General features: G+C 65.7%; 19 protein-coding genes. 10 read left to right on the forward strand and 9 right to left on the reverse strand.

The features are described from left to right. Positions 1 to 7 precede the first annotated feature (7 nt). The 3 genes from ACQY4V_RS12830 to ACQY4V_RS12840 form a co-directional block, all read right to left on the reverse strand. A complete protein-coding gene (locus ACQY4V_RS12830; RefSeq protein WP_428512270.1) occupies positions 8 to 3,079 on the reverse strand; it encodes an efflux RND transporter permease subunit in 3,072 nt (1,023 codons plus the stop codon). Further along, positions 3,076 to 4,170 (reverse strand): efflux RND transporter periplasmic adaptor subunit, encoded by a 1,095-nt coding sequence (locus ACQY4V_RS12835; protein ID WP_428512272.1) that lies wholly within the window; start codon positions 4,168 to 4,170, stop codon positions 3,076 to 3,078. Before ACQY4V_RS12835 ends, ACQY4V_RS12830 begins: the two co-directional genes overlap by 4 nt. A gap of 229 nt (positions 4,171 to 4,399) precedes the next feature. Continuing rightward, positions 4,400 to 5,023 (reverse strand): helix-turn-helix domain-containing protein, encoded by a 624-nt coding sequence (locus ACQY4V_RS12840; protein ID WP_428512274.1) that lies wholly within the window; start codon positions 5,021 to 5,023, stop codon positions 4,400 to 4,402. Positions 5,024 to 5,090: 67 nt separating this feature from the next. Here ACQY4V_RS12840 and ACQY4V_RS12845 point away from each other — a divergent pair, with 67 nt between their 5' ends. From ACQY4V_RS12845 to ACQY4V_RS12870, 6 genes are all read left to right on the forward strand, one after another. Continuing rightward, positions 5,091 to 6,617, forward strand: a complete 1,527-nt coding sequence (locus ACQY4V_RS12845; RefSeq protein ID WP_428512276.1) for a class I adenylate-forming enzyme family protein — start codon at positions 5,091 to 5,093, stop codon at positions 6,615 to 6,617. Beyond that, on the forward strand, positions 6,604 to 7,260 hold the full coding sequence (locus tag ACQY4V_RS12850; RefSeq protein ID WP_428512278.1) for a DsbA family oxidoreductase: 657 nt from the start codon (positions 6,604 to 6,606) through the stop codon (positions 7,258 to 7,260). Before ACQY4V_RS12845 ends, ACQY4V_RS12850 begins: the two co-directional genes overlap by 14 nt. Positions 7,261 to 7,363: 103 nt before the next feature. Continuing rightward, complete coding sequence (locus ACQY4V_RS12855; protein ID WP_428512280.1) at positions 7,364 to 7,732, forward strand: potassium channel family protein; 369 nt, start codon at positions 7,364 to 7,366, stop codon at positions 7,730 to 7,732. 79 nt (positions 7,733 to 7,811) lie between these two features. Continuing rightward, a complete protein-coding gene (locus ACQY4V_RS12860; protein ID WP_428512282.1) occupies positions 7,812 to 9,050 on the forward strand; it encodes an MFS transporter in 1,239 nt (412 codons plus the stop codon). A 115-nt stretch (positions 9,051 to 9,165) separates the two neighbouring features. Further along, complete coding sequence (locus ACQY4V_RS12865) at positions 9,166 to 11,373, forward strand: NADP-dependent isocitrate dehydrogenase (RefSeq protein WP_428512284.1); 2,208 nt, start codon at positions 9,166 to 9,168, stop codon at positions 11,371 to 11,373. A 175-nt stretch (positions 11,374 to 11,548) separates the two neighbouring features. Beyond that, positions 11,549 to 12,163, forward strand: a complete 615-nt coding sequence (locus tag ACQY4V_RS12870) for a YitT family protein (protein WP_428517239.1) — start codon at positions 11,549 to 11,551, stop codon at positions 12,161 to 12,163. Between the two features lie 78 nt (positions 12,164 to 12,241). On the opposite strand, the gene ACQY4V_RS12875 is transcribed toward ACQY4V_RS12870, so the two are convergent. Next, positions 12,242 to 12,550 (reverse strand): DUF6356 family protein, encoded by a 309-nt coding sequence (locus ACQY4V_RS12875; RefSeq protein WP_428512286.1) that lies wholly within the window; start codon positions 12,548 to 12,550, stop codon positions 12,242 to 12,244. Positions 12,551 to 12,562: 12 nt separating this feature from the next. On the opposite strand from ACQY4V_RS12875, the gene ACQY4V_RS12880 reads away from it, so the two are divergent. After that, positions 12,563 to 13,021: an Lrp/AsnC family transcriptional regulator gene (locus tag ACQY4V_RS12880; RefSeq protein WP_428512288.1), complete on the forward strand. Its 459-nt coding sequence runs from the start codon at positions 12,563 to 12,565 to the stop codon at positions 13,019 to 13,021. Between the two features lie 27 nt (positions 13,022 to 13,048). Here ACQY4V_RS12880 and ACQY4V_RS12885 read toward each other — a convergent pair whose 3' ends face one another. Both ACQY4V_RS12885 and mce read right to left on the reverse strand, forming a co-directional pair. Next, the gene (locus ACQY4V_RS12885) at positions 13,049 to 13,327 is read right to left on the reverse strand and encodes a DUF1467 family protein (RefSeq protein ID WP_152493506.1); all 279 of its coding nucleotides are present in this window, start codon (positions 13,325 to 13,327) and stop codon (positions 13,049 to 13,051) included. Next, a complete protein-coding gene (gene mce, locus ACQY4V_RS12890) occupies positions 13,327 to 13,731 on the reverse strand; it encodes a methylmalonyl-CoA epimerase (RefSeq protein WP_428512290.1) in 405 nt (134 codons plus the stop codon). Before mce ends, ACQY4V_RS12885 begins: the two co-directional genes overlap by 1 nt. A 209-nt stretch (positions 13,732 to 13,940) precedes the next feature. Between mce and ACQY4V_RS12895 the strand changes: the two genes are divergently transcribed. Then, positions 13,941 to 14,657, forward strand: coding sequence for a response regulator (locus ACQY4V_RS12895; protein ID WP_428512292.1), 717 nt, complete (start codon positions 13,941 to 13,943; stop codon positions 14,655 to 14,657). A gap of 121 nt (positions 14,658 to 14,778) precedes the next feature. On the opposite strand, the gene ACQY4V_RS12900 is transcribed toward ACQY4V_RS12895, so the two are convergent. The 3 genes from ACQY4V_RS12900 to ACQY4V_RS12910 form a co-directional block, all read right to left on the reverse strand. Then, positions 14,779 to 15,498 (reverse strand): GNAT family N-acetyltransferase, encoded by a 720-nt coding sequence (locus ACQY4V_RS12900; RefSeq protein ID WP_428512294.1) that lies wholly within the window; start codon positions 15,496 to 15,498, stop codon positions 14,779 to 14,781. A 61-nt stretch (positions 15,499 to 15,559) separates the two neighbouring features. Further along, positions 15,560 to 16,783 carry a DUF1501 domain-containing protein gene (locus ACQY4V_RS12905; protein ID WP_428512296.1) on the reverse strand — a complete coding sequence of 408 codons (1,224 nt, stop codon included), beginning with the start codon at positions 16,781 to 16,783 and terminating at the stop codon, positions 15,560 to 15,562. A gap of 12 nt (positions 16,784 to 16,795) precedes the next feature. Continuing rightward, positions 16,796 to 18,178: a DUF1800 domain-containing protein gene (locus tag ACQY4V_RS12910; protein WP_428512298.1), complete on the reverse strand. Its 1,383-nt coding sequence runs from the start codon at positions 18,176 to 18,178 to the stop codon at positions 16,796 to 16,798. Between the two features lie 177 nt (positions 18,179 to 18,355). On the opposite strand from ACQY4V_RS12910, the gene ACQY4V_RS12915 reads away from it, so the two are divergent. Together ACQY4V_RS12915 and ACQY4V_RS12920 are read left to right on the forward strand one after the other, a co-directional pair. Then, positions 18,356 to 18,832 carry a hemerythrin domain-containing protein gene (locus tag ACQY4V_RS12915; protein ID WP_428512300.1) on the forward strand — a complete coding sequence of 159 codons (477 nt, stop codon included), beginning with the start codon at positions 18,356 to 18,358 and terminating at the stop codon, positions 18,830 to 18,832. Positions 18,833 to 18,843: 11 nt separating this feature from the next. Next, positions 18,844 to 19,281, forward strand: a complete 438-nt coding sequence (locus ACQY4V_RS12920) for a VOC family protein (protein ID WP_428512302.1) — start codon at positions 18,844 to 18,846, stop codon at positions 19,279 to 19,281. Positions 19,282 to 19,346: the final 65 nt, after the last annotated feature.

Genomic DNA, 19,346 nt, shown 5'->3' on the forward strand with positions numbered 1-19,346 from the left:
GTGCCTGCTACTCCGCCGGCTGCACGCCCGCACCCTCGGGCGCGTCTTCCTTTTCCCGGTCCTTCTGCAACAGGTCATACAGCACCGGCGTCAGGAACAGCGTCAGCACCGAGGCCGACATGAACCCGCCGATGATGACGATCCCGATTGAAAACCGGCTGGCCGCGCCTGCGCCGGTTGACAGCACCAGCGGCACCGCGCCCAGCACGGTCGACATCACCGTCATCAGGATCGGCCGCAGACGCACCGCCGACGCCTCGATCACCGCGTCGCGCACATTGCGGCCTTCCTCGCGCAACTGGTTGGCGAATTCCACGATCAGGATGCCGTTCTTGGCCATCAGCCCGATCAGCATCACCATCCCCACCTGGGTATAGATGTTGATCGCCTCGCCCAGCGCAAAAAGCGTCAGGAGCGCTCCCGCCACGGCCAAGGGCACGGATAGCAGGATCACCACCGGCTGAATGAAGCTCTCGAACTGCGCCGCCAGCACCAGGAACACGATCAGAAGCGCCAGCGCGAACGTGAGCGCGATGCCGCCCGACGTCTCCTGATAGCTTTCGGCCTGCCCGGAATAGCTGATCTGCATGGCCGAGGGCATGTCCGCGGCAATCTCCTCGACCGTCGCGATGGCCGACCCGAGGTCCACACCTTCCGCCAACGACGCGCTGATCTCGACCGAGGGCAGACGATTATAGCGGTTGAAGGCCCGCACCGACGCACGCCGCTCCAGCGTCACCAGCCCGTCCAGCGGCACCAGTTCACCGGTCTCGGTCCGCACGTTCACGCCTGTCAGGTCAGTGATGTTGGTCCGCCGCTCGTCCGGCGCCTGCAGGATCACCGGGTATTGCCGGTCGCGAGAGATGAATTCGGTCACCTCCGCGGAGGCAAAGAATGTGCGCACGGCGTCCGAGATATCCCGCGCCTCGACCCCGATCTGCCGCGCCATGGCCCGGTTCACGCTGATGTCGAACCCCGGCGTGTTGACCTCGTAATTCCGCCGCACCCCGGTCAGGTCGGGACTGGCGCGCATCGCCTCTTCCATCTGCCGCGAAAACTCGGCGGCATCCTCGAAACTCGGCCCCGTCACGATCACTTCCAGCCCCGAACCGCTCCCGGCATCAAGGCCCGAAGGCGCGAAGGCACGCACGCTGGCGCGGGTGATCTTGGCAAACTCGGGGCGCAGCTCGTTCAGCACGTCGCGCGGCCCCATCTCACGCTCGCCCCACGGCGACATCACCGCCACCACAAAGGCGCGGCCCGCCTCGCCGTATTGGCCCACGATGGCAATGGTGTCTTCCACCACGCCCTCGTCGCGGTAAGGCGCGATCAGGTCCTCGACCTGGCTGACCGCGGTGTCGGTCAGCGGCAGGGCCGATCCCGGCGGCGCCTGGATCGACACGAAAAAGATGCCCCTGTCCGAGTTGGGCGTCAGTTGCGACGGCAGTTGCTGGTACAGCGTCCAGGACATTCCCGTCAGCACCGCCGCCACGGCCAGCACCACCAGCGGTGCCTTGATCGCGCGCGTCAACAGCTTGCGATACCCGTCCGAGGTGCTTTGCGTCACCCGCTTGACCGCCCGCGCGAACCAGCTGTCGTTCATGCCCTGTTTCAAAAGCTTGCTGGCAATCACCGGGCACAGCGTCAGCGCCACGAAGGTCGACAGCGCAACGGCAATGGCCAGCGTCACGCCGAACTCGCGGAAAAGCTTGCCCAGCTCGCCTTCCAGCAGCGACAGCGGCACAAAGACCGAGACCAGCACCGCCGAGGTCGATACCACCGCAAAGAACACCTGGTTCGCGCCCGTCCGCGCCGCTTGCCTGGGGTCCTCGCCTTCCTCGACCTTGCGCTCGATATTCTCCAGCACGACGATGGCGTCATCGACCACCAGCCCGATGGCCAGGATCAGCGCGAACAGCGTCAGGATGTTGATCGAAAATCCGGCCAGCGCGATCCCCGCACAGGCGCCCAACAGCGCGATGGGGATGGTCACCGCCGGAATCACCGTCGTCCGGATCGAGGTCAGGAAGACGTAGATCACCGCCACTACGATCCCCACGGCGATGGCCAGCGTGGTCAAGACCTGCCGGATCGAATTCTCGATGAAATCCGCGTCGTCCGACGTAATCTGCAGATCCGTCCCGCCCGGCAGGTCTGCCGCGATCCGCTCCACTTCCTCGCTGACCGCCGCCGAGATCGACAGCGTATTGGCCGAGGATTGCCGCAACACACCCAGGCCCAGCGCCGTCTCGCCATTGGCCCGGAATTCGCTGTCATCGCTCTCGACTCCCAGCTCGATCCGGGTCACGTCGCCCAAAAGAACCCTGCCATTCTCGTCCGACCGCACGATCAGATCCTCGAACGCCTCGACGCTCGACAGCCGCGTCTCGGTACGCAGCAAATACGTGCGCGCCTTGTTCTCGATGGTGCCCGCAGGCAGTTCCAGGTTGTTGGCCCGCAGCGCGTCGGCGATCTCGTTCGCGGTCACACCCCGCGCCGCCATCGCCTGCGGATCCAGCCAGACGCGCATAGCATAGGCCCGGTCGCCATAGATCTGCACCGCCGCGACACCTCTCAGCGTTTCCAGCCGGTCGGTGATGAACCGGTCCGCATAATCCGTCAGCTCCGAGGCCGACAGGGTCTCGGACGTCAGCGTCATCCACAGGATCGGGTCACCCTGGCTGTCGTTCTTCTCCACCTGCGGCTCTTCGGCCTCTTCAGGCAGATCGCCCGCCACGCCCTCGACCGCCGCGCGCACATCCGCCGCCGCCTGGTCGATATCCCGCCCCTGCCGGAACGTGATGACCGTGCGCAGACCGCCCAGCTCAGATTCGGTGTTCATGCTGTCGATACCCGACACGGTCGACAGCGCGCCTTCGATCACCGTCGCCAACTCGCTGTCCACCACGCCGGGACCGGCGCCGATATAGGGCACGCTGACCGTGACCTCGGCCGTGGTGGTGTCGGGCAATTCCCGCACCGGCATCCGGGTCAACCCGGCAATGCCCACCACGATGATCAGGATCGACATGACCGTGGCCAGCACGGGCCGCTTGATGCACAGGTCGGGCAGCGTCATTGCGTGTTGGCCTCTTCGTCGTCCTGTGCCGCTGCGTCGTCCTGCTGCTCCGCGTCCTCGACCACCTCGACCGACGCCCCGTCCGTCAGGTTGTCCCACCCCGCAACGACCACGCGGTCCTCCAGGCTCAGCCCCTTGCGTACCTCCGTCAGCGCGCCCAGCGACTGGCCCGGCTCGATCTCGGTGCGTACCGCGGCCCCGTCCGCGACGGTGTAGACATAACTTGCCAGCCCTTCGCTGATGATCGCGTCATCGGCAATCGCCAGACCTTCGTAGGTGTCCAGCACGATCTCGGCATCGGCGAACATGCCGCCCACCAGCCGCCCATCGGCATTGTCGATCTCGGCCCGGATGTTGAAGCTGCGCGTCTCCAGGTTCACCTCGGGCGCGCGCACGGTCACTTCGCCGTCGAATTCCGCATCCGGATAGGCCGGAGTATGCACGTTCACCGCCTGCCCCACCCTTATCTGGTCAAAATATCGCTCCGGCAGCGACACCGTCAGCTCCATCGTTGTGATGTCCGACAACCGCGTCACGGCCATGCCCTCGCCCAGGAACGTGCCCGTCTCGATGTCAATCAGCCCCAGGATCCCGTCGAACGGCGCCACAAGCGTGCGATCTTCCAGGTCGGCGCGCGCCATCATCATTGCCGCTTCCGCCCGGCGATAGGCCGCCCGCGCCTCTTCCAGCCGTGCTTCGGCCGCGGCATTGCTGTCGGTCAGCTCCTCGACCCGGCGAAATTCGTCTTCCGCCTCGGCAAAGGTCGCCTCGGCCTCGGCCAGCGCCGCGCGTGCCGCCCGGTCGTCGAGTTGCACGATAGTTTCGCCTTCGGTGACCTCTTCGCCGGAGGTGACCGGCACAGAGGTCACCCGTCCCGCCGCCGCCGGAACCAGCTCGACCGACCGCACCGGAATAAGCGTGCCGACGCCGCTCACCCGGTCCTCGATCTGCCGCGTCTCAGCCCGGGTCAGTTCCACGCGCACGGCGGGCGGCGCCGACGCGGCCTCGCCCGATCCGCCCTGCGACAGGATCTCCTGCGTGCCCCAAAGCCCCGCAGCCGCACAGGCGGCCACGACGCAAAGGCCGATCAAGACCCTGAAAACCTTACCCAAATCAAATACCTCCAAACGGCCACATGACGATACCGGGCACCGTGCCAACGCACGGGACCTTCCGATCGGGTTAATTTGCCGAAATAGGGCAGCCCGGCCCAAGGAACAGGCCACGGGTCATTCGGTCACGGGCGAATGCGGTCGCCATGCCATCACAAAACCGCGAGGTGTCGCCTGCGTAGGGTGGGCGAAAGCCCACGCGCCACGCTCACGCCAGCGATGTCACCCAAAGGATCGTCGCATCCTCATCGCTCGCCGACACCACGTTGTGGCCCATCGTGGCATCGTAATAGGCGCTGTCGCCCCGGCGCATCTCGATGGGCTCGTAGAACTCGGTGTAGAGCCGAACAACCCCGGTCAGGACGTACATGAACTCCTCGCCGTCATGGCGCACCCAGCCGTCGAACTCCTCGACTGACCGCGCCCGGATGCGGGCGCGATAGGGCAGCATCCGCTTCTTCAACAGCGCCTCGCCCAACAACTCATGCTCATAGGTCGTCGTCGCCTGCGCCGTGCCCTGCCCGGCCCGCGTCACCGCCATCCGCCCGCTGACCTGTTCGCGCTGCGGCGGCGTGAACAGCTGCGGAATGGAAATCTCCAGCCCCACCGCCAGCTTTTTCAATGCATCGTAGGTGGGCGACATCACCCCGTTCTCGATCTTCGACAGGGTGGACCGCGCCAGCCCCGCCTGCCGGGCCGCCTGTTCCAGCGTCCAGCCCCGCGATTTGCGCAATCCGCGCACCCGTTCGGCAAGGTTCAGCGGCTGGGCCGCTTCCTCTTCCCCGCTTTCGCGGGCCAGCCTGATAAGGCTCACGGGCGATCTGTCTTCCATGTCCTACGCTATACGCAGCGCCGCCATGGCTTGCAACTTCGCCGTGGCGGTCCTAATCCTCCGCCCCATGCGCTCCCAGACCGACACCACCGCGTTTCCGCCCTGCCCCGCGCCCTTCAACCTCGCGGCCCATGTGCTGCGCCACGCGGACGACCTGCCCGACAAGGTGGCCCTGGCCATCCTCGGCCTCTCCGGCGCGGAACGCTACAGCTTCGCGCGCCTGAAATCCGCCGTCCTGGGCACGGGCGCAGGCCTTTTGGAGCACGGCCTTCAACCCGGCGACCGTGTCCTCATGCGCCTCGGCAACACCGTCGACTTCCCCATCGCCTATCTCGGCGCCATCGCCGTCGGCCTCGTCCCCATCCCCACCTCCTCGCAACTGACCGAGCGCGAGGTCGCCGGCATCCTCAAGACAACGGAACCCAAAGCCATCCTGCGCGGCGCCGACATTCCTTGTCCCGACACGGATATCCCCGTCATCGGCACCGACGCCCTGCGCGCCATGCATGACAAGGCCCCGGCAGAGTTCGACATGGGCGATCCGGACCGTCTGGCCTATATCATCTACACCTCCGGCACCTCCGGCACGCCCCGCGCGGTGATGCACGCACACCGCGCCATTTGGGCGCGGCAAATGATGGTCGACGGCTGGTACGGCCTGCGCCAGGACGACCGCCTGGTGCACGCAGGCGCCTTCAACTGGACCTACACGCTCGGCACCGGCCTCATGGACCCGTGGACGGCAGGTGCCACCGCCCTTATCCCGGCCACCTCCGTCACGCCCGACCAGCTGCCTCTCCTGATGAAACGCCACGACGCCACCATCTTCGCCGCCGCCCCCGGCGTCTTCCGCAAGTTCGTCACGCCCGGCAAAACGCTCGACCTGCCGAAACTCCGCCACGGCCTGACAGCGGGCGAAAAGCTCTCGGCCACCATCGACGCCCAATGGCGCGAAGCCACTGGCACTCCGCTCTTCGAGGCCTACGGCATGTCCGAATGTTCCACCTTCATCTCCGGCCGCCCCGCTCACCCCGCCGCCCCCGGCACGCTGGGCCGCCCCCAGCCGGGCCGCAACGTGGCGCTGATCGGCGCGGACGGCCCGGTCCCGGTGGGCGAGGAAGGCACCATCGCCATCCACCGCTCCGATCCCGGCCTGATGCTGGGCTACTTGAATGAACCCGACGAAACCGCCGACCGCTTCCAGGGCGACTGGTTCCTCACCGGCGACCAGGGCGTCATGTCTCCCGAAGGCGATATCACATACCTCGGCCGCTCCGACGACATGATGAACGCCGGCGGCTTCCGCGTCTCGCCCATGGAGGTCGAGGCGGTGCTGAACGCCCACCCTGACATCGCCCAGTCCGCGGTGACCGAGATCGAGGTCAAACAGGACGCCCGCCTCATCATGGCCTTCTACACCGCCCCCGCCCCGGTTGCCGAGGACGCGCTCAAGGCCTATGTCAACGACAACCTCGCCGCCTACAAGCGCCCCCGTGGCTTCTTCCACCTCGACGCGCTGCCCACGGGCGCCAACGGAAAACTCCTGCGCCGCGCCCTGCGGCCGATCTACAAGGACCTGCATGGTCAAGCTTGATATCGTCTCCGACCCGATCTGCCCGTGGTGCTATATCGGCAAGGCCTGCCTCGATAAGGCGCTGGCCGAACGCCCCGGCCACCCGTTCGAGATCGAATGGCACCCGTTCCAGCTCAACCCCGACATGCCGCCCGAGGGCATGGACCGGCGTGAGTACCTCGAAGCAAAATTCGGCGGCAAGGACGGCGCGGTTCAGGCCTATGCCCCCATCGCCGAACGGGCCCAGGCCGAGGGGCTGACAATCAATTTCGACAAGATCACGCGCACGCCCAACACCATGGACGCTCACCGCCTGATCCACTGGGCGGGCATCGAAGGTCGCCAGATGGCCGTCGCCATGTCGCTCTTCCGCGCCTATTTCGAGGACGGACGCGATATCAGCGACCCCGAGGTTCTGGGCGATATCGCCGACAGTGCCGAGATGGACGCCGCGGTGGTTCAGAAACTGCTGGCCTCCGACGCCGATATCGAGGGCATCGCGGGCCGCGACAAGGCCTTCCGCGAGATGGGCGTGACCGGCGTGCCCTGCTTCATCGTCGCGGGCAAACACGCCGTGCCGGGCTGTCAGGCTCCCGACCTCTGGATCAAGGTCATCGACGAGATCGTAGAGAATCTCGAAAGCGGTGAAGACACCGCCATCTGAGCACACTCCGCCTGTGGCATGACCCCGGCACCCGCCTGCCCCCTTGCCATCGACGCCGCATCCCTGTTCCTTTGGGACCGGCGACACCGACACGAGGGCTGACATGCGCGGATTGCGACTTCTCCTGCTTCTCTCGACCCTGCCGGCCATCATCATCGGCGGCACCGTCTTTTTCCATCTGGTCGAAGGCTGGAGCTGGCTCGACAGCTATTTCTTCACCGTCATTACCCTGTCCACCGTCGGCTACGGCAGCCTGGTTCCGGCCACGGCCGCGGGCAAGATCGGCACGACGATCTTCATCTTCGTGGGCCTTGGTGTCTTCGCCATCGCCGTGCAACAGATCGGCGCATTCGCCATGCGCAAGCGCGAGGAACACACCGAATGGCTCGTGGGCAAGCTGCATCACGGCCCGCCCCGGCCCTCGGACGAAGAAGGCACGCAAGCCAATATTGACCGCCGGCCCGGCGACTGACGCACTTGTGCGAAAACGGCGGGACTTCTGTGCAAATCCCGCTCTGGCGCACATCCCGGTGCCATGATAGCGCCCGTTCATGACCGCCCCCACCGACCATCCCGCCACCGCCACCACGCCCGTCATGGGGCGGGCCGAATTCGTGGCGCTCATGGCGATGCTGGTGGCCACGGTGGCCTATTCCATCGACGCCATGCTCCCCGCCATGCCCGCCATCGGAACCGAACTGTCGCCGGACGCACCCAACCGCGCCCAGCTGGTGATCGGCAGCTTCGTGCTGGGCCTCGGCTTCGGCACGTTCTTCGTCGGCGCGCTGTCGGATGCCTACGGGCGCAAGCGGGTCATCACCTACGGCGCGGGCGTTTATTGCGCCGGCGCGCTGCTGGCCCTTCTGGCCCCCACGCTCGAAACCGTGCTGGCCGCCCGCGTGCTTCAGGGCCTCGGTGCCGCCGCGGCCCGGGTCGTGGCAATGGCCATCATCCGCGACCTCTACAAGGGCCGCGAAATGGCCCGGCTGATGAGCTTCATCATGCTGGTCTTCACCCTCGTCCCGGCCATCGCGCCCATGGCCGGCGCCGGCATCATCAGCCTCTTCGAATGGCGCGGCATCTTCATCTCCTTCCTCGTGTTCTCGGGGATCAGCGTGGTCTGGATGGCCACCCGCCTGGTCGAGCCGCTGCCCCTAGAGCGCCGCGCCTCCTTCCGTCCGAAAAAGCTGCTCGCCGCCGCCGCCGAGGTCTTCCGCTATCCCATGGTGCGCCTCTCGATGGCCGTGCAGACGCTCTGTTTCGCCATGCTCTTTTCCTCGGTCAGTTCGATCCAGCAGATCATGGACGTGACCTATGACCGGGCCGAGGAATTCCCGTTCTGGTTCGCCGCCATCGCCGCCGTCGCGGCACTGGGCAGCGTGGTGAACGCCGCGCTGGTGATGCGTCTGGGCATGCGCCGCCTGATCCAGATGGCCCTGATGATCGAGGCCGGGCTGACCCTCGCCGTGCTCGCCGCCTTCCTCGCGGGCTTCGGCAGCTTCCCGATCTATTTCGTCTGGCAGGTCACGGTATTCTTCCAGATCGGTCTGACGCTCGGCAACCTCAACGCCCTGGCGCTCGAACCCTTGGGCCATATCGCCGGCATGGCCGCGTCGATCACGGCGGGCCTTGCCACGGTGGGCTCCATCCTGCTGGCCGTCCCGGTGGGCCTCGCCTTCAACGGCACCCCCCTACCCTTGCTGATCGGCGTCGCGAGTTTTGCCAGCCTCGCCCTCCTGCTGACGCAGTTCATGCGCAAGCTCGACCGAGAGCAGAGCCCGCCGCACTGAGCGCCCGGAATTTAATCGGTATACTGTCGCATACCGTCTGGTCAAAACCGCAATCATGGTCTATGACGCGCGCAAGACTCACGCTTTGTCATGTCCTGATCGAAAGGTATTTCCGATGGCCGACACCTCCACTCCCGATATCATCTACACCAAGGTCGACGAGGCCCCCGAACTGGCCAGTGCGTCCCTCCTGCCCATCATCCAGAGCTTCGCCACCGCCGCCGACATCACCGTCGGCACCCGCGACATCTCGCTGGCAGGCCGCATTCTCGCCACCTTCCCCGATCACCTGACCGAGGATCAGCGCGTCTCCGACGACCTCGCCGCCCTGGGCGAACTGGTCAAGCAACCCGGCGCCAACGTCATCAAGCTGCCCAACATCTCGGCCTCCGTGCCGCAGCTCGTCGCCGCCGTGCGCGAACTTCAGGGCCAGGGATATGATATCCCCGACTATCCCGAGACACCCGAAACCGACGCGGAAAAAGAGGTCCGCGCCCGCTACGATGCCATCAAAGGCTCGGCCGTGAACCCCGTCCTGCGTGAGGGCAACTCCGACCGCCGCGCCGCCGCGCCGGTCAAGAAATACGCTCAGAACAACCCGCACCGCATGGGTGACTGGTCGTCCGACAGCAAGACGCGCGTCGCCTCGATGGATGCCGATGATTTCTTCTCGAACGAGAAATCCGCCACGCTCGACGGCGCCGCCACCGCCAAAATCGTGCTGGAAGGAGCCAACGGCGAAACTGTCCTCAAGGACGGTGTCAGCTATCCCGCTGGCACCGTGGTCGACGCCACCTACATGAGTGCCTCCGCGCTGGATGCCTTCCTCGCCGAGGAAATCAAGAAGACCAAGGAAGAGGGCGTCCTCTTCTCGATCCACCTGAAGGCCACCATGATGAAGGTCTCCGACCCCATCATCTTCGGCCACGCGGTCAAGGAGTGGCTGAAGCCGGTGTTCGAAAAGTACGGCGACCGGATGAAGGAACTGGGCGTCAACCCCGCCTCCGGCATGGGCGACCTTCTGGAACGGGTCAAGGACGACGCCGAAATCATGGCCGCCATCGAGGATTGCCGCGCGGCACGCCCGCCCATGTACATGGTCGACAGCGACCGCGGTATCACCAACCTGCACGTGCCCTCGGACGTCATCATCGACGCCTCCATGCCCGCCCTCATCCGCTCGGGCGGCAAGGGATGGGGTCCGGACAACAAGGAACACGATGCCGTCTGCGTCATCCCCGACAGTTCCTACGCGCCGGTCTATGACGAGAGCATCAAGTTCTTCAAGGAAAACGGAAAACTCGACCCCGCCACCGCCGGCACCGTCCAGAACCTGGGCCTGATGGCGCAAAAGGCCGAAGAATACGGCTCCCACCCCACCACCTTCGAGATCCCCGAGGACGGCACCGTCAAGATGATCCTCGAAGACGGCACCGTTCTGCATTCGCACGAAGTCAAGAAAGGCGACATTTGGCGCTCCGCCTCGGCCCGCAAGGCGCCCATCGAGGACTGGGTGAACCTTGCCATCGAACGGCAGAAGGCCACCGGCTACCGCGCGATCTTCTGGCTGGATAAGACCCGCGCCCACGATGCCGAGCTCATCTCCTTCGTGAAGCCGATCCTGGAAGCCAAGGGCGTCGCCGACAAGTTCGAGATCATGGCCCCGCGCGAGGCCACCCGCGCCAGCTTGGAAACCATCACCAAGGGCGAAAACACCATCGCCATCACCGGCAACGTGCTGCGCGACTACCTCACCGACCTCTTCCCCATCCTCGAACTGGCCACCTCGGCCAAGATGCTGTCGATCGTGAAGCTGATGAACGGCGGCGGCCTGTTCGAGACCGGCGCCGGCGGCTCCGCGCCCAAGCACGTGCAACAGCTGCAGTCGGAAAACCACCTGCGCTGGGACAGCCTTGGCGAATTCTGCGCCCTGGGCGAAAGCTTCAAGTTCCTGGGCGAGACCAAGGACAACGCCCGCGCCCGCATCCTCGGCGAGACCATCGAGGAAGCGACGCAAGGCATCCTCGACCACAACCGTTCGCCCTCGCGCAAAGTGGGCGAGCCCGACAACCGCGACAGCCACTACTGGTTCGCCCGCTACTGGGCCGAGGCACTGGCCGCGCAAACCGACGATCCCAAGCTGGCCGAGGAATTCGCGCCGATGGCCAAGGCGCTGGCCGAGAACGAGGACCAGATCGTCTCGGAACTCGCCGCGGCCCAGGGCAGCCCGGCGGATACCGGCGGCTACTACCACCCCGACGAAGGCCGCCTTGCCGCGGTGATGCGCCCCAGCCCCACGCTGAACGGCATCATCGGCAAGTAACCGGCACCACTGCAGAAAATCAGGCCGCCCCGGCGCGACACCGGGGCGGCTTTTTCATACAAGACCTGTTCATCCTTTGAACGACACGCCACTAAATCGGGCAGCGGCCCGTCCAATTCAGGCATCATGGCGGGCTGACATGGAAGTGACAGGGTGCCTGCCCTATCTCACACGGATGGACAGCACCGACCCGCCCAAAGTACCGCACTCCCCGATCGAAGACGCCCAGGGCATCGCCCTCGGCGTCATCCTATGCGGGGTCGGCATCCACATCCTGACCACCGTGGGCCTCATCACCGGCCAGACCGCCGGCGTGGCCGTAATTCTCAGCTACCTCACAGGCTGGTCGTTCGGGGTGGTTTTCTTTCTCATCAACCTGCCGTTCTACGCGCTGGCCTATGGCAAGCTCGGGCTGGAATTCACCGTGAAGTCACTTGTGTCGGTCGGCCTGCTGTCCATCGTCACCGACCTCCTGCCGCTCGGCTTCACCATCGACCACCTGCACCCCGCCCTCGGCGCCGTGATCTTCGGGGCGACGGTGGGCATGGGCCTTCTGGCCATGTTCCGGCACAAAAGCTCGCTCGGCGGGCTTGGCGTCGTCGCCTTCTGGGTGCAGGAGAAGATCGGCTTCCGCGCGGGCTATGTGCAGTTGATGACCGACGCGGTGATCTTCACCGTCGCCGCCCTCCTCTTCCCGCTCAGCGTGGTGGGCTGGTCGCTCCTGGGCGCGCTGGTGCTCAACCTTGTGATCACCTTCAACCACAACCGCAAACGCTACATCGCGAATTGATCCTCATGACGATGCCGGGATAAAACCCGGCCCATCGCGTAGGGTGGGTGAAAACCCACGCGTCCCCGAACCGGGCCCCTACGCCCCGCGCCCATGCGTCTTGGCGTACATCTCCGCGATCATCCGGCTGGCCGTCTTCTCGAACGCGAACGGCAAGACCGCATGCACCAACGCGCAGAAGCCCGCAGCAAATAGTTTAACACTAAACGATCCGGCGAACCGGGCATGTTCGACATAGGTTTCATCAACGCTCTGCGGATGGGAAAGGAAAAGACGCGCCAGCATGGAAGCCTCCTGTTGTTCAATTTCCAGCACCTTAACAGCGCCATGCCGAGACGTTTTCTCAATCTTTGAGCAAAATCCTTTTAATCCGAGAAGATTTCCCACTATTATGTCATCATGTGGAAAATAGACGATCTAGATCGGAAAATACTACACGAACTGCAACGCGACGCATCGCTTGGGCTGGAGGAAATCGGCACCCGCGTCGGCCTCTCGCGCAACGCCTGCTGGCGGCGCATCAAGACGATGGAAGACGCCGGCATCATCCGCGCCCGCGTCACGCTTCTGGATGCCGCCAAGCTGAACCTCGGTCTAACCGTCTTCATCCAGGTCCGCGCTGCCCAGCATGACGCGCACTGGCTCGAAACCTTCGCCCGCGCCACCCGCGCCATGCCCGAAATCTTGGGCGTCTACCGCATGACCGGCGATCTCGATTACCTGATCCGCGCCCGCGTGGCCGACATGGCCGACTACGACCGGCTCTACCAGACCCTCGTCGCCCGCGTGCCGATGCGCGATGTCTCCGCCAGCTTCGTGATGGAGGAAATCAAGGACACCACGGCCCTGCCGCTCTAACGCCCTGGTGCCGCATGCCGAATGCGCTCAGTTGCGCGCCCCAGACATGGTGCCGAAGAAATCAATGTCCTCCACCGTGATCACTCCGCCCAGGATGACGTAAGCCGCAATCGCCCACAGCACGAAGGCCACGCCTGTCACGATGATGAACTTCTTGCGCAGGTGATGCTTTTCGGGAGAGCCCTTGTGCGTGCCGTCCACCGTCGTACCCGCCTCGCCTTGGGTCTGGATGCGGATCGGCAGGGCGATCAGGAAGGTCATGAACCAGATCACCAGAAACAGAACGATGCCCGACGCGATTCCCATCAGACCTGCTCCAGTTCCACGAGGCAGCCGTTGAAATCCTTGGGATGCAAAAACAGCACCGGCTTGCCATGCGCGCCGATCTTGGGCTCGCCGCTGCCCAGCACCCGCGCGCCGCTTTCCTTCAGGTGGTCGCGCGCCGCGAGAATGTCCTCGACCTCATAACAGACATGGTGAATGCCCCCCGCCGGGTTCTTTTCAAGGAACCCGTTGATCGGGCTGTCCTCGCCCAGGGGATACAGCAGTTCGATCTTGGTGTTGGGCAGTTCGATGAAGATCACGGTAACCCCGTGGTCCGGCTCGTCCTGCGGCGCGCCCACAGTGGCGCCCAGCGCAGTGCGGTACTGGTCCGCCGCTGCCTCCAGGTCGGGCACGGCGATGGCCACGTGGTTCAGGCGTCCGATCATGGCACACTCCCTTCGTCTGTCAGATTCTGCGCATGTTATGGGCCTCTCGCGCCGCAGGGGCAAGCGACACGCCGACGCAACCCCGCCGTCCTCGCACCCTTTTCGGCGAAATTTTTGCCGCTTGCTTAACCCTTCGTTAGCCATGGCTGCTTAGCGTCGAGCCTGTTCGGGACCCATTCCCGCATGTGCCACTCACCAGGAGCAGCCCCATGGACGACACTGACAGCCTGACCCTGACCAAGACACCAACCGCGCAACGCCCGCTTCTCGGCCTGACGATTCTCGTGGTCGAGGACAGCCGCTATGCGTGCGAGGCGATGCGCCTGATGTGCCTGCGCAGCGGCGCGCGGATCCGGCGGGCCGATTGCCTGCGCTCGGCGCGACGCCACCTGTCGGTCTATCGCCCCTCGGTCGTGATCGTCGACCTTGGCCTGCCCGACGGCTCTGGCCTCGACCTGATCGCAGAGCTTTCGTCCGCCATCCCGCGGGTCAGCGGCCTGCTCGCCCTCAGCGGCAACACTTCGCTGCACCAGGCGGCGATCAATGCCGGGGCCGATGGCTTTCTCGGAAAACCGTTGGACAGCCTCGGCGCGTTTCAGCAGGCGGTTCTCGGCGCGCTGCCCGACAGCTTCGGCCCGACCGGACCGCGCGAGGTTCCGCAGGTCACCATCGCCCCCGATCCGATGGCCTATCGTGACGACATGACCCGCGTCGCCGACCTGCTGGAAGAGCGGCGCGACGGCTCGATGCTGGATTACGTGGCGCAATTCCTCGATGGTGTCGCACGCTGCGCCGACGACACGGCCCTTGCCGAGGCCGCCAGCGATCTTGCGGCGGCCCGGGCGCGCGGGCGCGTGACGCCCGAGACCGTTCCGGCGCTCATCGAGATGGTCAAGGCACGGCTGACCTGCAGCTTCGCGATCTGAAGCGTTTCGCCTTTTACCTGAGCCATCAGCGAAAGGTGAAACACGTGCAACGGTTGGCTGTTGTACTGGGTTTCGCGGGCAAGCTGCACATCAGGTTGTCGCGAAACGCTTCAGGCCTGGCCTACACGGTCTGCGCCGGGTCCGACGCCCGGCGCACCAGGCGGGTCAGGTCGGCCAGCCGCTCCTTCTGGCGGCCTTCCGCATCGAAATTATCCGGCGACAGCCAGAACTGGAAGGCTTCGTGCAGCGCCGGCCAATCCTTGTCGATCACCGCGAACCATGCCGTGTCCCGGTTGCGCCCCTTCACGACGGTCGCCTGCACGAACACCCCTTCAAAGCTGAAACCGAACCGCTGCGCCGCCCGCCTTGAGGGCGCATTCAGCGCGTCGCATTTCCATTCGTACCGGCGATAGCCCGCCTCGAACGCCCATTGCATCATCAGGAACATCGCCTCGGTCGCCGCCCGGGTCCGCTGCATCCGCGGTGCCATCGCGATGAACCCCACCTCGATCGACCCCGACTCGGGCTTGATCCGCAGGTAGGACGCAAAGCCGCCATAGGCACCGGCATCCTTGTCGTAGATAGCGTAGAAAAGGATCGTGTCCTTGGCCGTCTCGTCGCGCATCCACCGATGAAACTGCGCCGCCGAGGCGAATGGCCCCACCGGCATGTAATCCCATACCCAGTCGTTCCCGTCGAACGCCTTGAACAGGATCGCCGCGTGCCGGTCGGCGTCCAGCGCCTCCAGCCGCACGTAACGTCCTTCCAGTGGCGTCATGTCCGGCGCGGGCGGCACCGTCCAATTCGGGATTTCCGGCCCAACCGGGCGCTTTTCGGTCATCGGCATATCGTCCTTTTGTGCGGACACTATGCAGACCCTGACCGAAGAGGAAAGCGAAAGCTTACAAGGTCAGTTTCGGATCGCTCCCCAGCTCCAGTCCCGGAAATATCGTGCGCTCGATCACGCCGCGGTCCATGCCGAAGAGGTCCCGCATCGCCCAGCCCGCGAAGGCGCGCACGTCGCGCGTGGGCATCAGGTCGCGCCGCTGGTACAGGTCCGCCTCGGACAGCCCCGGCCAGTCGGAAAGAACGCGCCCGCCGCGCACCGCGCCCCCGGCCAGCAGCATCGCCCCCGCGGTGCCGTGATCGGTGCCGCCGCTGCCGTTCCAACGCGCGGTCCGCCCGAACTCGGTCAGCGCCAGAACCGCGGTCTTGTCCCAAACGTCGCCCAGTTCCTGCCGCAGGGTCAGAACCGCCTCCTGCAACGGGTCCAGCGCGCGCGGCAGCGTCCGGTCCTGCCGGGCATGCGTGTCGAACCCGTTGAGCGAAAAGGCGGCGATGCGGCTCTCCTGCCGCAACCGCTCGGCGGCAAAGCGCACGATGCTGCCGACGCGGTCGGCCTCCCGCGTCGGCTGCATGTTGTCCTGCATCGCATTCATCATCGCGCCGGCGTCCAAGTCCTCGCCCCCGGTCATCTCCATCACCTCGGCCCGCGACAGCGCGATCGCCTCGTCGATCGAATCGCGAAAGAGCGGATCGTCATGCATCACCTGCTCCAGCAGGCGCTGCGCCTGCGGGCTCAGCGCCAGCGCCGCCTCGGGCGACCAGTTCGCCACGGGCGCATCGCCCGTCAACAACAGCATGTCCTCGCGGCCCACCGCATAGGCCGTCTCGCTGGTGACGCCGGGCATGGTTTGCAGCATCCGGTTCAACCACCCGTCCCGGGCCTGGCCCGCGGCATCCGGTCCGGTCCCGGCCTCCAGGATGTCCTGCCCGTCGAAATGGCTCCGCTTGTCGCGGTACGGGGTCGACACCGCATGAGCAAAGCCCAGTTCCCCTTTCTCCCAGAGCGGCATCAGGCCCGACAGCGCAGGGTGCAGGCCGAAAAACCCGTCCAGGTCGGGGCCCGCCTCAGGGATGCCGTCGCGCAGCCCGGCAAAGCCGGGATCGCCCAGCGGGCGCACCGTATCCAGCCCGTCCATCGCGCCGCGAAGGATGATCACCACCAGCCGTGCATCCCACGGCCCGCTTGCCATCGTCACCGGCGTCACCAGGGGGCTGGCTGCCAGCGAACAGCCCAGCGCCAGGCTCCGGCTCATGAAGGCACGGCGTGAAGTGACTGTCATCGGCACGTCTCCCTAAAATCTCTGGAACGCGGGCGAGGCAAGGACCAGCCCGATCCCCTCGGCCCGCGTTTCGGCGGCCCCGGCGGCAAAGCGGACCGCCTCCGGCACATCCGGCCCGAGTGCCGTTTCGACGAACTCTCGCGGGTCCGGCAGCTGGCGCATCATGCGGAACGGCACGCTCATGCCCCATTGCAGCCGCGCCGCCATGCGCTGCGGCGTGATCCAGGCGGCGTCCGCCTCGGGCCAACCGTCCGGTCCGGGCGGCGCGCCCCAGGTCTGGCCCATCAACGTCATCGGGTTCATGATATGACGCATGATCGCGCGGGGTTTGGCCGGCAGGTGCCGGGGCGTGATATCCAGCGCCCGCAGGCCCGACGTGACGAAATCCATTGGTTGTTTCACGTTGCCCACGCCCTCGGACCAGGCCGCGGGATGCTCCAGCATGGCCGCGTAGACCGGCAGCAGCTGCCCGTCCTGCGCGCGGTACGCCTCGGCCATCGCCGCAACCATCCCGGCATCCGGCGTGTCGCCACAGAAATGCACCGCCAGTTTCCGCGCCAGGTGCGTCGCGGTCGCCGGATGCGCAGCCAGGTCCTCCAGCGCGTCCATCACGCGATCAAGGGCGGGCGCCTCGCCGCCATAGTCTCGGCCCATGAATGCCAGCGGCCCCGGCTCGGCATATCTCGCGCGAAAGACAAACCCTTTTTCACGTTGATAGCCAAGCCCGGTCAACACCTGCGCAAGCTGTCGCACGTCGGCCTGGCCATAGGGGCCATCCACGCCCAGCGTATGCAGTTCCAGCATTTCCCGCGCCAGGTTCTCGTTCAGGCCAAGCTCCCGGCCGCGCTTCGTCACGACGGCGCTGTTCGGGCCCACCGATCGCGTCTGGTCGAGATAGAGCAGCATCAGCGGATGCGTCGCCGCCGCCTTCAGCATGTCCGCGAACCGACCCGCCACATGCGGCCGGATCGCATCCTCGACATAGCCTGCCTGGCCAAATCGCGGCGGTCCGCCCTTGCCGCGCGCGGTGAAGTGATCGGCCCAGAATGCCACCAGGCGCTCGCGCAGGCCGTCCTCCGTGGTCACGCGGCGCAATACCGTCTGGCGAAACCACCCCGCCGCCTCGGTTCGCAACTGACGGACCAGCGCACGCTCCTCCTTGAGGGCCGCGTCACGCCTGTCCTGCCTCTCGGCACTGCGGCGCCGCCGCTTGGCATCGCTCACCGCGGCGTGAACCTGCCGCACGGCCTCGAACCCGGGCGCGGGAAACGCCGCGGCGGCCTTGTCGGGCCCGGCCAGCAGCGCAAGCATGGCGTCCGGTGTCTCGGGCGCCGCGACCGAAGGTGACAGTCCGCATCCGAAACGAATGGCGGCGCGGGCCGGGTCGAAAGGCATGCGACTCCCTTTCAGGTTGGAACGGTCGGTACGGCCTCGAATATGGGGGCGATCCCGCCAGATGTCACGAGGGCGGAACGCCGGGGTCCGAGGCGATCGGCGGTTTGCCACCCACCGCGGCGGAACCCGCCCGACACTGGCGCGTTGCTGTGTGACAGCAAACCGAAAGGCCCAGCCATGCCCAGCATATACGACGCGATCCGCGCCGACCACGACAACCACCGCGCCCTCCTTGACCGGATCGAAGACACCTCCGGCGACAGCGACGATCGCAAGTCCGCGTGGAAGGAGTTCTACGAGGATGTCAAATCGCATGCCGCGGCCGAGGAAGAGACGTTCTATTCCAAGCTCATGACCAAGACCTGGGGCCAGGATTCGGCCCGCCACTCGGTGCACGAACACCAGCAGCTCGACGACATCATGGAAGAGCTGAACGAGGGCGACATGGCCTCACCGGGCTGGCTCACCCGCTTCAAGACGCTGAAACACGACTACGAACACCACATGGACGAGGAAGAGGACGAGGTCTTCGCCCGCGCCCAGGAGGTCATTCCCGAGGACGAAATCGAAGGCTACGGCGAACGCTTCGAGAAACGCAAGTCCAAGGAACGCGGCCTGATCGACGACAAGCGCGAAGACAGCCTGGAAGACTGAAGGAGCCCCGCGTGCCGGACAAACCCCGCCTTGTCGGCGTCAACCACATCGTACTCGAAGTCGGCGATCTCGATGCAGCGCTGGACTTCTGGCGCGCCATTTTCGATTTCAAACTGCGCGGAAGGGGCGACGGACACGTCTTCCTCGACATGGGTGACCAGTTCATCGGCCTTTTCGAAGGCAAGACCCAACCCCGCGACGAACACCGTCACTTCGGCCTCGTGGTCGACGACCGGTCCCGCGTGCGCGACCTCGCCCGCGCCGCCGGGGCCGAGGTGATGGAGACCGACTTTCTCGACCTGCGCGACCCATGGGGCAACCGCATCCAGGTGGTGGACTATGCCGACCTTCAGTTCTCCAAGACCGACGCGGTTCTGCGCGGCATGGGCCTCGACCTGAAGAAATCGCAAAGCGCCAAACAGGAACTGGAAGACAAGGGCATGGGGTGAAAACCGCCCCCTGCCCCGTCCCGGGTTTGACCCGGGACCTCTAACGCGGCGGTCACCCGTAGGGT

It is taken from the genome of Roseovarius sp. (genome assembly GCF_965277045.1).
In the GTDB taxonomy this organism is placed as follows: domain Bacteria; phylum Pseudomonadota; class Alphaproteobacteria; order Rhodobacterales; family Rhodobacteraceae; genus Roseovarius.

Bases quoted from the DNA above. Each gene is read 5' to 3' on its own strand.
- ACQY4V_RS12855 (WP_428512280.1), top strand. From the start codon at position 7,364: ATGCGCGGATTGCGACTTCTCCTGCTTCTCTCGACCCTGCCGGCCATC.
- ACQY4V_RS12845 (WP_428512276.1), top strand. From the start codon at position 5,091: ATGCGCTCCCAGACCGACACCACCGCGTTTCCGCCCTGCCCCGCGCCC.
- ACQY4V_RS12870 (WP_428517239.1), top strand. From the start codon at position 11,549: ATGGACAGCACCGACCCGCCCAAAGTACCGCACTCCCCGATCGAAGAC.
- ACQY4V_RS12895 (WP_428512292.1), top strand. From the start codon at position 13,941: ATGGACGACACTGACAGCCTGACCCTGACCAAGACACCAACCGCGCAA.
- ACQY4V_RS12880 (WP_428512288.1), top strand. From the start codon at position 12,563: ATGTGGAAAATAGACGATCTAGATCGGAAAATACTACACGAACTGCAA.
- ACQY4V_RS12860 (WP_428512282.1), top strand. From the start codon at position 7,812: ATGACCGCCCCCACCGACCATCCCGCCACCGCCACCACGCCCGTCATG.
- ACQY4V_RS12910 (WP_428512298.1), bottom strand. From the start codon at position 18,178: ATGCCTTTCGACCCGGCCCGCGCCGCCATTCGTTTCGGATGCGGACTG.
- ACQY4V_RS12840 (WP_428512274.1), bottom strand. From the start codon at position 5,023: ATGGAAGACAGATCGCCCGTGAGCCTTATCAGGCTGGCCCGCGAAAGC.
- ACQY4V_RS12850 (WP_428512278.1), top strand. From the start codon at position 6,604: ATGGTCAAGCTTGATATCGTCTCCGACCCGATCTGCCCGTGGTGCTAT.
- ACQY4V_RS12885 (WP_152493506.1), bottom strand. From the start codon at position 13,327: ATGGGAATCGCGTCGGGCATCGTTCTGTTTCTGGTGATCTGGTTCATG.
- ACQY4V_RS12915 (WP_428512300.1), top strand. From the start codon at position 18,356: ATGCCCAGCATATACGACGCGATCCGCGCCGACCACGACAACCACCGC.
- ACQY4V_RS12865 (WP_428512284.1), top strand. From the start codon at position 9,166: ATGGCCGACACCTCCACTCCCGATATCATCTACACCAAGGTCGACGAG.
- mce (WP_428512290.1), bottom strand. From the start codon at position 13,731: ATGATCGGACGCCTGAACCACGTGGCCATCGCCGTGCCCGACCTGGAG.
- ACQY4V_RS12900 (WP_428512294.1), bottom strand. From the start codon at position 15,498: ATGACCGAAAAGCGCCCGGTTGGGCCGGAAATCCCGAATTGGACGGTG.
- ACQY4V_RS12830 (WP_428512270.1), bottom strand. From the start codon at position 3,079: ATGACGCTGCCCGACCTGTGCATCAAGCGGCCCGTGCTGGCCACGGTC.
- ACQY4V_RS12905 (WP_428512296.1), bottom strand. From the start codon at position 16,783: ATGACAGTCACTTCACGCCGTGCCTTCATGAGCCGGAGCCTGGCGCTG.